General features: G+C 72.9%; 3 protein-coding genes. 1 reads left to right on the top strand and 2 read right to left on the bottom strand.

Features of this window, described 5'->3' with window-relative positions; all coding sequences use genetic code 11:
- Positions 1 to 115 precede the first annotated feature (115 nt).
- Complete coding sequence (locus AC061S_RS06615; RefSeq protein WP_478684890.1) at positions 116 to 1,231, top strand: alpha/beta hydrolase-fold protein; 1,116 nt, start codon at positions 116 to 118, stop codon at positions 1,229 to 1,231.
- A 128-nt stretch (positions 1,232 to 1,359) separates the two neighbouring features.
- Here the strand turns inward: AC061S_RS06615 and AC061S_RS06610 are convergent, their stop codons facing one another.
- The gene (locus AC061S_RS06610) at positions 1,360 to 3,066 is read right to left on the bottom strand and encodes an ABC transporter ATP-binding protein (RefSeq protein ID WP_478684889.1); all 1,707 of its coding nucleotides are present in this window, start codon (positions 3,064 to 3,066) and stop codon (positions 1,360 to 1,362) included.
- Positions 3,053 to 14,041, bottom strand: a complete 10,989-nt coding sequence (locus AC061S_RS06605) for a non-ribosomal peptide synthetase (RefSeq protein ID WP_478684888.1) — start codon at positions 14,039 to 14,041, stop codon at positions 3,053 to 3,055. The genes AC061S_RS06610 and AC061S_RS06605 overlap by 14 nt, the downstream gene beginning before the upstream one ends.
- Positions 14,042 to 14,094 lie beyond the last annotated feature (53 nt).

Genomic DNA, 14,094 nt, shown 5'->3' with positions numbered 1-14,094 from the left:
GGGCGCCGTGCCCGTAGGGAAGGTCGATCGAGAATGAAGAGAGCCTCACACTTAGGTTAGGCTCGCCTAATTATAAAGCTTAACGTTTCCCCTTCCCCCTCACAAGGAGGCACCGATGCGTGCACTCGAACGGATCCTGGCCGAGGACGGCTCGGAGAGCCCCTTCGCCGCGTTCGACCTGCCCGGCACGCCCGGCACCGACGAGTTCTGGGCGGCCGCGGCTCCCGCGTCCGCGCCTTCCGGCGACGGCGGTTGGGTCACCCTGTTCCTCTGGCGCGGCACCCCCACGGTCATCGACTTCGAGAGCTGGTCCGATCCGGTACCGCTGCTCCGGTGGCGCGACACGGACTGCTGGTACGCCGAGGTACTCATGCCCGCCCGGCTCCGAGTGACCTACCGGTTCCTCGCGGATGACGGATCGTCGTACCCCGATCCGCTCAACCCGGTCCGGGCCGGCGGCGACCGGTCCATCGTCGCCACCCCGGACGTCCCGCCCCAGCCGTACTGGCCGGCCGTGGGCGCCGACGACGTACTGCCGCTGCCGCGCACCCGGATCCGCTGGGCCAGTGAACGGCTCGGCGGGAAGCGCACCGTACGGGTCCACCCGGTGGGCGGCGGCGGACCGGTGGTCCTGCTGCTCGACGGGGACGACTGGCTGTACCTGCACCCGGCCATGACCGCCTTCGACGCGGCCTTCGAGGCCGGCGACATGCCCCCGGCCACACTGGTGTTCCTGCCCACCAAGGACCGGCAGGCGGAGTTCGGCTGCCGGCCCGAGCTGTGGGAGGCGGTACGGGACGAACTGCTGCCCCTGGTCGCGGACAGCGGGGTACCCGCGGTCCTCGACCGGCTGGTGGTCGCCGGGCAGAGCCTCGGCGGTCTGAGCGCGATGTACGCGGCGACGGAGTTCCCGGAGCTGGTGTCCCGGGTCGCCTGCCAGTCGGGGTCGTTCTGGTGGACGCCGGAGGCCGCGGACCTGCCGGACCCCCTGGGCGGTCCGCGCGGCGGCGCCATCGCCGCGCGCCTGCGCGAGCGCCCCGCCCCGTCCGGGCTGCGGATCGCGTTCGACCTGGGCGAGCACGAGACGCGCATGCGCCCCCACTGCGAGCTGGTCGAGGCCCTGACGGAGCAGGCCGGTGCGACCGTACGGGTCTCCAGGTCGGCATCGGGCCACGACCGGGCGGGCTGGCGGCAGGCCCTGCTCAGGGATGTCGCCTGGGCGCTGGCCTGACGGGCCGACGGGCCTGACGGCCTGACGGCCTGACGACAAGGGGGCCCGGGTGCCCGGCGATTCGCCGAGCACCCGGGCCCCCTGTGTTCACCGGCTCACAAGAGCCGCCACATCACCACGTCACCGCGTCACCGCGTCACCGCCAGGCAGTACGCCGGGTCGGTGGCCATCAGGTGACGGTGCGTCCCTTCGGCCGTGACCACCCCGTCGTCCAGGACGAGGACCCGGTCGGCGGCGTCCAGCAGGGCCGGGCTGCTGGTGATGACCACGGTGGTACGGCCCCGGCGCAGCTCCGCGATCTTGCGTGCGACGAGCTGCTCGGTGACGGCGTCCACGGCCGTCGTCGGGTCGCGGAGCACGAGCACGTCGGAGTCCGCGGCCAGCGCCCGGGCCAGCGAGAGCCGCTGGCGCTGCCCGCCGGAGAGGTTCGAACCGCGGTCGCGGACCTCGTAGTCGAGTCCCTGCCGGTGCAGGGCGACGACATCGGTCAGCATGGAGGCCTCGACGGCCTCGGCCACCGTACTGCTGGTGCCCGACGGGTCGATGTTCGTGCGGAGGGTTCCGGCGAAGATCTCCCCGTCGTACGGGTTCACGAGCATGAGTTCGCGGACCGACTCGACCGACAGGTCCGCGAGGTCCTGCCCGCCGAGCCGCACCACTCCGCCGTACGAGGCCGGCGGCACGTTCACGGCCAGGATCGAGGCGAGCTCGGCCGCCGCCCGCGGCTGGTAGACCGTGATCGCCGTGAACTGCCCCGCCGGGACGTGGAACTTCAGGCCCTGGAGGGACTCGTACCGGACGCAGTCGATCTCCAGGTCCCCGCCGGGTGCCGGGCGGGCCGTGCCCGGAGCCGCCACCGGTGGGGCGGACAGCACCAGGGACATCCGCTCCGCCGAAGCGCGCGCCATCATCACGTACTTGGGCATGTCCGAGAACAGCCTGAGCGGCTCCATGATGAACTGCGCCAGGCCCACGGCCATGACGAGCTCACCGATGCTGATCTGCCCGTCGAAGGCCAGCCAGCCGGCGGTCAGGGTCACCGAGGCGGCGAGGGTCGCGTTCAGGCCCAGCGCGGTGCCCGTGTAGACGCCGTTCACCCGGGCGACGGTGATCGCCTGCTCCTTCGCCTCCGTGCTGACCTTCCGGTAGGACCGGAACGCCGCATGGTTGCCGCCGAAGCCGTGCAGCGGGCGCAGGCCGGTGATCAGGTCGGCGACCTTCGCACCCGCCCGCGCCACCCGGGCCTGCTGCTCCTGGGTGCTGCTGCCGATCCGCTTCGACATCACGCTGAGCGTCGACAGGATCAGTGCCGTTCCGATCATGACCAGCAGGCCGAGCCGCAGGTCCGCCAGGCTCAGCGCGACCGCCGCGACCACCACCGCGACCGAGGAGCTGATCAGCATCGGCACGACCTCGACGATGTCGGCGGTCTGGTCGGCGTCCTCGGTGGCGATGGTGAGCACCTCGCCGGACTTCAGGTCCACGTCCCGGGCCACCGGCTGGAGGCCGCAGGACGCGACCTGCACCCTCCAGTGGTGGGCCTCGGTCGTGTTGGCCTTCTGCAGGATGCGCATCCCGTACCGCCACGACAGCGACACGGTCGTGATGATCACGGCCAGCGCGGCGATCGAGAGGGCGAGCGCCCCCGGACTCCGGCCGCCGCCCATCGTGTGGTCGACGATCAGGCCGAGCGCGATCGGGAAGGCCGTCTCGCCCGCCTGGTACAGGCCCATGAGGACGGTGCCCCAGACCATGGCGCCGACGTTGCGCCGTATGGCGGTCCGGAGGATGTCGGATCCCGCGCGGCGGGATCTCTGGACGTCAGGAGTTGTCATCAAGGTGCCGGGCAATCGCTTCGGGGGTTCGCAGGGTGAGCAGGTCGCGGATGGTGATCGTGGGGCCGAATTCACGGCGCAGGAGTCCGACCAGGCGTACGGCCAGCATGGAGTGTCCGCCGAGGGACACGAAATCGCTCACGGCGCTCACCTCGTCGTCGTCCAGGTCCAGGGCTTCGGCGAAGAACTCGCAGACCAGGACCTCGGTCTCGGTCTCCGGGCCGCGCTCGCCCGAAGTGGTCAGCGCTCCCAGCGGCTTGGGCTCCGGCAGGGCCTTCGTGTCGGCCTTCCCGTTCACCGTGAGCGGGATGGCGTCGACCTGAGCGTAGTGCGTCGGGCGCATGTAGTCCGGCAGTCCGGTGCCCGCCTCGGCGGCGACCGCCGCCAGGTCGGCCCCGGCCTCCAGCACGAGGTACGCGGCCAGCCGGTAGGCGCCGTCGACCTGCGGGTCGGGCTGGGCGACCGCGGCGGTGAACCGTACCGCCGGGTGCGCGGCGAACGCGGCCTCCACCTCCCCCAGCTCCACGCGGTGGCCCCGGATCTTGACCTGCTGGTCGGTGCGGCCGAGGTACATCATGTTCCCGTCCGGCCGGCGGACCACCAGGTCGCCGGTGCGGTACATGCGCTCGCCGGGCGCCCCGAACGGGGAGGCGACGAACCGGTGCGCGGTCTGGGCCGGCTGGCCCAGGTACCCGCGGGCGATGCCGATGCCGGAGACGTAGAGCTCCCCGGGAACCCCGTCCGGCAGCGGCCGCAGCCACGGGTCCAGGACGAAGACCTCGGTGTTGTCGATGGCCACGCCCACCACCGGGTCCTGGCACTCGAAGGTGCCGACGCCCAGGGTGTTGATGGTGTATTCGGTGGGTCCGTACAGGTTGTAGCCGACGGTGCCCTCGGTCTCGGCGAGCCGCTGCCACAGGGTCGGGGTGACCGCCTCGCCGCCCAGGAGCACCAGCGCGGGGCGCCGGTCCGGGTTGTCGAGGAGGCCTTCGGCCGCCAGCTGCTGCGCGTAGGTCGGGGTCACGTTGATGACGTCGATCCCGTGCTCACGGCAGTAGTCGACCAGTCCGGGTGCGTCGCGGCGCAGTTCCTCGTCGCAGATGTGCACCTCGTGGCCGTCGGCGAGCCACAGGAGCTCCTCCCACGACATGTCGAAGGCGAAGGACACGGTGTGCGCGATCTTGAAGATCCGGTTGCCGTGCTCGGCCAGGACCGGTTCGAAGATGCGGCGCTGGTGGTTGATCAGCATGTTGGTGAGTCCGGCGTACTCGGTCACGACGCCCTTGGGCTTGCCCGTCGAACCGGAGGTGTAGATCGTGTACGCGGGGTGCCGCAGCCGGTTCGGGTCGTCCGGTGCGAACGTCACGAGCGGTTCGGCCTCCGGGAGGGGCCGGTCCAGTTCGATCAGGTCGCCGGTCAGGCGGGGAGAGACGGCGCTGACGGTGAGGATCACCTCGGGCCGGGCGTCCGCGACGATCGTGGCGATCCGCTCGTCCGGGTGGTCCAGCTCCAGCGGTACGTACGCGGCTCCGGTGCGCAGTACGGCGAACAGCGCGACGATCCAGTCCAGCGTGCGCGGGATCGCCAGGCCGACCGTCTTCTCCGGGCCGATGCCGCGCCCGGCGAGCACACCCGCCAGCAGGCGGCTGCGGTCGCGGAGTTCGGCGAAGGTCATGCTCCGGCCGTGTGCGACGAGCGCGACCCGCTCGGGTGCGCGGTCCGCAGCCCGGTCGAAGCGGTCGACCACCGTGTCGGTGCCGATGTCGGTGCGCTCGGCGGGTGCGGGCACCGGCCCGAGGCCGGGCAGCGCGCCCACCGGTCCGGTGGAGCGGGCCAGGTCCTGGAGCAGCCCGACGTAGTCGTCGAGGAGGCGCCGGGCGCTGTCGGAGTCGCCGTGGCGGTGCTCCAGCTTGACCGTGAGCCGGTCGCCGGGGGTGACGACCCAGGTGAACGGGTAGTGGGTGGAGTCGTCCGACTTCACCTCGGTGATGCCGTGGCGGGCGTTCATCTCGGCGAGCCCGTCCAGGTCCAGGAAGTTCTGGAGCACGAACAGGTTGTCGAAGAGGGTGTCGTGGCCGCTGGCCCGCTGGATCTCGCCGAGCCCCAGGTGCTCGTGCTCCATCGCGTCGACCCGGGCCGCCTGTACGGAGGCCAGGTACTCCCCGACCGTGTCCTCGGGCCGGGCCCGCGTCCACATGGGCACGGTGTTGAGCAGCACGCCGACGATGTCGGACAGGCCCTCGCCCTCGCGGCCGGAGACGGTGACGCCGAACACGGCGTCGGCGCGACCGGTGTGGGCGCCGAGGAGCAGGCCGAACGCGCCGGTGAGGACCGAGTTCAGGGTGACGCCGTGCGCCCTGGCCGTCTCCCGCAGCAGCTGCGACTGTTCGGCGGAGAGCGTGTGGAGGAGCGCGGGCGGCAGGTCGTCCGAGAGGGACGGCGCCGGTCCGGCGAGCAGCGTCGGGCCGGTGAGCCCGGTCAGCTGCTCGGCCCAGAACCGCTCCGAGACGGCGGGGTCCTTGGCGGCGAGCGCCCGGGCGTGGTCCTCGAAGGACGGTGCGGCCGGGACCGCAGACGGCTGCTCGCCGTCGAGCAGCGCCCGGTAGGCCTCGAACAGGTCCCGCAGCACGATCGCGCGGGACCAGCCGTCCCACAGCAGCAGGTGGTAGCTGAGGAGCAGGCCGTCGCGGCCGTCGGGCAGCCGGATCACGGTCAGCCGGATCAGCGGCGGCTCGCCCGGGTCGAAGCCGGTGTTGCGGTCCCGGACGCGCAGGGCTTCGACTTCCTCGTCGGTCGACAGCTCGACCGTGTGGACGCCGACCCGGCGGCCCGCCTTGAGGATCTGGACCGGGTTGCCGTCGTCGTCGGTGGTGAAGCCGGCGCCGACGACCGGGTGCCGGGACATGACGACGGCCATGGCCTCGGTCAGCGCCCCGGTGTCGAGGCGGTGGTCGAGGGCGAAGTAGCTCTGCGCGACGTAGTGCCCGGCCGTGCCGGCCAGCTGGGCCTGGAAGAACAGGCCGCGCTGGAGGGCGGTGACCGGCGCCGTGCGCTCGGCCGTCACGGAGGCTTCCGCGAGGGATTCCAGGGCGTGCAGCCAGTGCGCGGTGATCTCGTCGGGGATCTCCTCGGCGAGGGTGAAGGTCGCGTACAGGCTGCCGGTGGCCGCGTCCGTCCAGGCGTTGACCTCGACGGAGTACGGGCTGCCCTGGTCGCCGCCGGTGATGTGCAGCGCCTGGGACTCGCTGCCCCGGCCGAGGTAGTTGAAGAGCACCTGCGGGCGGGCGGTCAGCAGCGGGGCCGTCTGCGGGTTGAGGTAGCGGAGCCGGCCGTAGGCGAGGTGCCCGGACTCGTCCGGCTGCCGCTCGGCCAGCTCGCGGGCCGCCGCGACCGGGTCGGTGTGCGCGGTGAGCCGGACGGGCGCGATGGCGGTGAACCAGCCGACCGTACGGGTGTAGTCGTGGTGCTCCAGCACCGACACCCGGCCGTGCCGCTCCAGCTCGATCGCGAGATCGGTGGGCGCCGGCTGGATCCGCGTCAGGGCGGTGCGCAGGGCGCCGCACAGCAGCTCGGTGAGCGCGACGCCGAGCGCGGCGGGGGCGGTGCGCGTCACCCGGTCGCTGGCCTCGGGGCCGAGGACCACGGTGGTGTCGCGCAGCGCGCCGGACGCGGGCAGCAGCGGGGGCGCCTGGAGGGTGTCCACCCAGTGCCCGAGGTCGTCTGCGCCGGAGGCGGCGCGCAGGGTCAGCGCGTCGGCGTACTCCGCGTAGGAGGTGGTCGCCGGTGCGAGGGTCTCCCCGCGCAGGGCGGCGGCCAGGTCGTCCAGCAGGATCAGCCAGGACACCGAGTCGACCGCGATGTGGTGCACAGTGACCACCAGGGTGCCGGTCGCCGCGAGCCAGGTGAAGGCGGTGACCTCCCCGGTCTCGGGGTCGAGCCGTCCGGCGGCCTCGTTCGCGGCGGCCGTGGCGTCGGCGGTGTCCCCGCGGACGACGGTGGCCCCGCGGGCGGGCTCGGTGCGCAGGTTCCACACGCCGTGCTCGGCGTGCAGGCGCATCCGCAGGGCCGGGTGGGCGGCCAGTACGGCGTTGGCGGCGCGCTCGATGTCGGCGAACGCGGTGCCTTCGGCCACCTCCACGGTCCGCGCCTGGGCGAACCGGGCGAGGGAACCGCCCAGTTCGCGCTGGCGCAGGATGATCGGCGTGGGCGCCAGCGGGCCGTCCTCGCGGCGGGCGGCGGCCGGAGCGGGGCCTTGCGTCTGCGGCGCACGCGTGCCCAGCAGCTCTGCGAGCGCGCGCGGCGTCTTCAGGAGGAACACGTCGCGGGGTGCGATCGGCAGGCCGAGCGCCCGGGCCCGGTTGACGACGGTGATGGCGATGATGCTGTCGCCGCCGGCGCCGAAGAAGTCGGTGTCGGCGTCGGCTGCCGGGTGGGACAGGGTCTCGGCGAAGATGCCGACCAGCGAGGCCCGTATGGAGCCGCTGCCGGAGTCGCTGCCGGATGCGGCGGCGGATCCGGCGCCGCATCCGGCGGCCGACCCGGTGAAGGACCCGCCGGCCACCGGGGTGTCGTCCTGCGCGGCCCGCGCGATCAGGGCCTTGCGGTCCAGCTTGCCGTTGACGGTCAGCGGCAGGGCGTCCACCGGCAGGACCCGGCCCGGCACCATGTGCACGGGCAGCTTCTCGGCGAGCAGGGCGGAGAGGTCGCCGGGCACCCGGCCCACGACGTGCGCGACCAGGTGGTCGCCGCTGTCGGCCACGGTGACGGCCACGTCGACCACGCCGTCGACGTCCCGCAGCGCGGACTCGACCTCGCCGAGCTCGATGCGGAAGCCCTTGAGCTGCACCTGGTCGTCGGCGCGGCCGGTGAACTCCAGTTCCCCGTCGAGGGTGCGGACGGCGAGGTCGCCCGTGTGGTACATCCGGGAGCCGTCGCTCGCGAACGGGTTCGCCACGAACCGGCCCGCGGTCAGGCCCGGCCGGCCGAGGTAGCCGAGGGACACCTGGTCGCCGGCCACGTAGATCGCGCCCACCTGCCCCGGCGGCACCGGCCGGAGCCGGTCGTCGAGCAGGTAGGTGGTCAGGCCCGGGATGGGTCCGCCGATGGGGCTCACGTCGTCGCCGAAGGCGAAGTCCCCTTCGGTCAGCACCCGGTGGGTCACGTGGACCGTGGTCTCGGTGATCCCGTACATGTTGACGAGCTCGGGCGAGGAGGCGCCGTGCCGCTCGATCCAGCCGCGCAGCCGCCCGAGGTCCAGTGCCTCGCCGCCGAAGATGACGCGGCGCAGGGCGGGGAGCGGCTGGTCGGCGTGCCGGTCGGCCTCGACGAACTGGTAGAAGGCCGAGGGCGTCTGGTTGAGCACGGTCACCCCGCGCTCGCGGACCAGCCGGTGGAAGTCGACCGGGGAGCGGGTCAGCCCGTAGTCCGGGACGAGCAGCTCGCCGCCGTGCGCCAGGGCGCCCCACAGCTCCCAGACCGCGAAGTCGAAGGAGTAGGAGTGGAACTGGACCCAGACGTCGTCGGGGCCGAAGCCCATGTCGGGCTGGGTGTTGGCGAGCAGCGCGACCACGCTGGAGTGCGGGACGACGACGCCCTTGGGCCTGCCCGTCGACCCGGAGGTGTAGATCACGTACGCGGGGTCGTGCCAGGTGACCTCGTCGGCCGCGGCCACCGCGTCCGCGGCGGCCTCCCGCGGCAGCTCGTCGCCCTGTACGAGGACGCGGGCGGCGACTCCCGCCCGCTCCAGCAGGGCCGTGAAGCGTTCGCGCTGTCCGGGGTCGACGAGGACGGCCTGCGGCGCGGCGTCCGCGAGGACGTACTCCAGCCGCTCGTCCGGGTAGGCCATGTCGAGCGGTACGTAGGCGCCGCCCGCGCTGACGATCGCGACCAGGGCGACGACCTGCTCGATGGTGCGCGGGACGGCCACGGCCACGCGGCGGCCCGGCCGGACCCCGGCCGCGCGCAGGGCGGCGGCCAGTTCGTCCTTCGCGGCGGCGAGTTCGCCGTAGGTCAGCGACCGGGTGGTGCCGTCGAGCGCGCACTGGGTGACGGCGGTGGCCGCCGGGTCCCGGTCCGCCGCGGCGTCGAACAGCGCGCCGAGGGTGGTCGGGTTGATCCGTGCGGGGGTCCTGCCGTCCTCGGGCACCAGGTCGCCGACCGGGGCGTCCGGGCGGGCGAGCAGGCCGGTGAGGGTGTGCGCGAACCGGTCCAGGATGTCCCGGGCGCTGCTCTCGCGGATCAGTTCGCCGTCGTAGATCAGGTTGAAGCGCGGGCGTCCGTCGAGGGCCCGCTCCACGACCAGGGTCAGCGGGTAGTGCGGGGCCCCCTCGTTGACGAGGCCGGTGACGCAGAGCGTGTCGCCGGTGCGGCGCAGGGCGGCCACGTCGGTGGCCACGTCGAACACCACGAGGGTGTCGAAGAGGGAGCCGACGCCGGCGAGGCGGCCGATCCGGGCCAGCGAGACGTGCTGGTGCGGCAGGACCGCGCCCTGGTGCTCGCGCACCGAGGCGAGCAGCTCGCGCGCCGTGGTGCCGGCGGTCCACCGCGCACGCAGCGGGACGGTGTTGATGAACAGGCCGACCATGTCCTCGATGCCGGGGACGTCCGCGTCGCGGCCGGAGACCGTGGAACCGAAGACCACGTCGGCGGAGTGCAGGATCCCGCCCAGGGTCACCGCCCAGGCGCTGTGCACGGCCACGCTCAGCGGTACGCCGGCCGTCCGGGCGGCGGCGTCGATGTCGAGCTCCGGCTCGACGGAGGTGTCGGCGAACCGGTCGGACGGGGTGTGCTCCTTGGCCACCAGGGAGGGCCCGGGCAGTTCGGCGAGCTCGGCGCCCCAGACGCGGTCGCTCTCGTCGGCGTCGCGCTCCGCGAGCCAGCCGACGTAGTCGGGGAAGCCGCTCAGCGGGTAGGTGCTTCCCGGCGCGTGGTACTCGGCGAGCAGCGCGCGGAGCATCGGCGGCACCGACCAGCCGTCGGCGATGATGTGGTGGACGGTCTGGACCAGGACGTTGCGGCCCGATTCCGGGTCGCGGACCAGGGTGAACCGCATCAGCGGGCCGGTGGCCAGGTCGAATCCGGTGCGGCGGTCCCGCTCCGCGTGGTCGTGGAGCTCCTCGTCGGTGATGCCGGGCCGCTCCAGGGTGGTGAAGGGCGCCTCGGCGCCGCTTTCCAGGACGGAGACGACGCGGCCGTCGGCGAGGGCCGTGAACCGTGCGGCCAGGTTCGGGTACAGGGTGAGCAGCCGGGTGGCGGCGGTGGCGAGGCGGGCGGGGTCGAGCTCGCCCTCCAGGGTCAGCAGCTGCTGTTCGACGTAGCTGCCCGCGGAGTCGTCGTCGAAGACGGAGTGGAAGTACAGGCCTTCCTGGAGCGGGGTCAGCGGCAGGACGGCGCGCAGCTCGGGTCCGTCCAGGGCGTCGACGTCGGCCTGGGTCAGCCGCACCAGCGGGAAGTCGCTGGGCGAGTGGCCGCCCTCGTCGAGCGCGGCCAGGGCGGTGAGGGCCGCCTGGAAGTACCCGCCGATCGCCTCGACGTCCTCGTCGGTGAACATCCCGTCGGGCCAGGAGACGGTGGTGACGAGTTCGTACTCGCCGGTGGCGGAGGGTTCGGCGATCGCGTTGAACTCCAGGGCGCGCGGCAGGCGCATCCGCGGGTCGCGCTTCTCGCCGAGCTGCCCGGTGGTTCCGGAGAGCTGCCAGTCCCCGGAGGCGCCCGCGTCGAAGCGGCCCAGGTAGTTGAAGAGGACCTGGGGCGCCGGGGCCGTGAAGGCGGTGTCGGCCAGGTAGCGCAGGGCGCCGTAGGAGACGCCGTTGCTCGGTACGCGGGCGAGGTCCTCCTTGACCGCCTTGAGCGCGGCGGCGAGGTACCGGGGGTCGGTGAAGTCGCCGGTCGTGCCGGGGTCCACGGTCACCGGGAACAGCGTCGTGAACCAGCCGACGGTCCGGGACAGCTCCGGCTCGACGCCGGCGGCGCCCGCCACGTGGCGTCCCTCGCGGCCGTGGCCCTCCAGCTCGACGTGCGCGAAGGTCTGCTCCTGGCCGCGGCCGCGCCGCCAGCGGGCGAGGGTGACGGCGAGCGCGGTCAGCAGGACGTCGTTGACGCCCGCGTGGAACTTCGCGGGGATCTCGCCCAGCAGGGCGGCCGTGGCCTCGGAGCCGACGGTGAAGACCCGGGTCCGCTCCCGCTCGACCGTGTCGGCTTCGGACGGGGCCCGCCTGCCGAGCGGCGCGTCGGGGCCGGGCAGGGGGCGCTCGAAGTAGGCGCGGTCCGCGTCGAAGTCCGCGCTGCCCAGCAGCTGGGTCCAGCGGCGGAACGAGGTTCCCACCGCGGGCAGTTCCAGTTGCTCGCCCGCGGAGAGCTGGCGCCATGCCGTGGCCAGGTCGTCCATCAGGACCCGCCAGGACACGCCGTCGACCACCACGTGGTGGGCGACCAGGACCAGTTGGCGTGCCTCGCGGCGCCAGACGGCCCGCAGCATCACGCCGTTGTCGGGGGCGAGTCCTTCGGTGGCGAGGGCCACGCACGCGTCGAGCGGCCCGTCGCTCTGCTGCCAGTCGGCGGTGACTCCGCCGTCCTCCGGGATGTCGAAGCTCCAGCGGTCCCCGCGGACGAGCCGGGCGCGCAGCATGTCGTGCCGGGCGACGACGGAGTCGAGGACGGCGCCGAGGGCGTCGGCGGTGAGGTCCGCCGGGGTGTTCAGTACGACGGCCTGGACGAAGCCGTCGACGGCGTCCGTGGTCCGGCCGAGCCACTGGACGATGGGCGATCCCACGACGGGACCGGTCGCGACGTCGGCGTGGTCCACCCGGGCCACGTCCTCGCGGCCGGCCACCGCCGCCAGGGCGCCCAGGACGCTGTTGGCGAAGATCTGGCCCGCGGTGACGTAGAGGCCCGCTTCGCGGAGCGCGCTCAGCAGCGAGATGGCGAGGATGCTGTCTCCGCCGAGCTGGAAGAAGTCCTGGTCGACGCCGACTTCGTCGAGCCGCAGCACGGAGGCGACGGCCGCGCACACCGCGCGCTCGTCGTCGGTGGAGGGCCGGAGGAACGTCCCGGTCACGACCTCGGGTTCGGGCAGTGCGCGCCGGTCGAGCTTGCCGTTCGCGGTGAGCGGGAACTCGGTCATCACGACGATGTGGGCGGGCACCATGTACTCGACCATGTGCTCGGTGGCCCAGGCCTTGACCTCGTCCGCCCGCAGCTCCGCGGCTCCGGCGGCCGGGATCACGTAGCCGACCAGGTAGGTGCCGCCGGCGCTGTTCTTCTTCGCGATGACGCAGGTGTGCCGTACCGCGGGGTGCTCCGCGAGGCCGACCTCGACGTCTTCGAGTTCGAGCCGCATGCCACGGATCTTGATCTGGTTGTCGGCGCGGCCCAGGAAGTCCAGCGAGCCGTCGGGGGCGAACCGGGCGAGGTCACCGGTGCGGTAGAGGCGGGAGCCGTCGTTCGCGAAGGGGTTCGCCACGAACCGGGACGCGGTCAGTCCGGGGGCGTTCACGTAGCCGCGGCCGAGGAGGAAGCCGCCGACGTAGAGTTCGCCGCCGACGCCGACCGGGACCGGGCGCAGCTCGTCGTCGAGAACGTACAGCTGGGTGTTGGGGTTGGCCTTGCCGATCGAGGTCGACAGGCGTTCGGCCTCGCCCCGGTAGATGACGTGGGAGACGCCGATGGTCGTCTCGGCCGGGCCGTAGCCGTGGTACATGGGGATGTCGAGCCGGGTGCGGAACCGCTCGTACAGCTCGGGGGTGAGCACCTCGCCGCCGCACCACACGTGGCGCATGCTGTCGAGGCGGTCGGAGTCTCCGGCGATCTCCAGCAGGACGTCCAGCATGGAGGAGACGAGGTAGGTGAAGGTGACCCGGTGCTCGGCGATCACGCCGAGCAGGTGGTGCGGGTCGCGTTCGCCGCCGGGCCGCAGGACCACGAGGCGGCCGCCGCACACCAGCGGGAGGAAGATCTCGTTGATGGATATGTCGAAGGACAGCGGCGCCTTGAACAGCGAGGCGTCGTCGTGGCCGAAGCCCAGGATCTCGTCGACCTGCCACAGCAGGCGCTCGCTGATCGCCTCGTGCCGGATCATCGCGCCCTTGGGGCGGCCGGTGGAACCGGACGTGAAGATCACGTAGGCCAGGGAGTTGCCGTCCGCGGTGATGCCGGTGTCCCCGGCGGGCTGGTCGGCGTACCGCCAGTCGTCGAGGTCGACGGCGACGGCGGCCGGTTCCGCGGGGTCGTGCTCGCCGGAGTCGTTCAGCTGCACCACGACCCGCGCGTCGTCGATGACGACGGCGCGGCGCGCGGCGGGCCACTGCGGGTCGAGCGGGACGAACGCGCAGCCGGCCTGGAGCACGCCGAGCAGGCCGATGACCATGTCGGCGGAGCGGCCCAGCGAGATGCCCACGACCTGCTCGGAGCCGAGTCCGCGGCCGATCAGGTGGTGGGCCAGCTGCGCGGACAGCTCCGCCGCCTGGCGGTAGGTCAGCGAGCGGTGTTCGTCGATGATGGCGACCGCGTCCGGCCGGAGCCTGGCCTGCTCGCGGAACATCTCCACGATGGTGGGCCGGACCCGGTCCGCCGCGTTGTCGTTCCACTCGGCCAGGGTCTTCAGCCGCTGCGCGACGCTGGAGGGGCTGATGGTGCCGAGCGTCCGGTCGGGGAAGTCCGCCAGATCGTCCAGCGCGAGCTGGGCGTCGGACTGCGGGACGGTCGCGGGGACCGCGATGGCCCAGCCGTCCGGGGCGGCTTCGCCGGTCTCCCAACCGCTGGGCGCCGTACCGCCGTTGTCGACCCATCCGAGGACGTCCGTGAAGAGCGTGCCGGGGGTCGGGTCGATTCCGTCGGGGCTCTCGCCCGTCGCCCAGTACGACAGTCCGATGGCACAGGCCTCGGCGATGGTCCGGTCGGAGTATCCGCCGGTACGCCGGCGCACGTCTGCCAGGCGCGTAGGAGAGATCAGCACGAGACGAGCGCTCGGTTCCATCATTTGAAGACTCAACACCCTTCCAAGGTACGAAGGCTAGCCTAACCTAAATTAGG

The sequence above is a fragment of the Streptomyces sp. CA189 genome (assembly GCF_056428985.1).
This window is presented reverse-complemented; position numbering and strand designations above follow the sequence as displayed.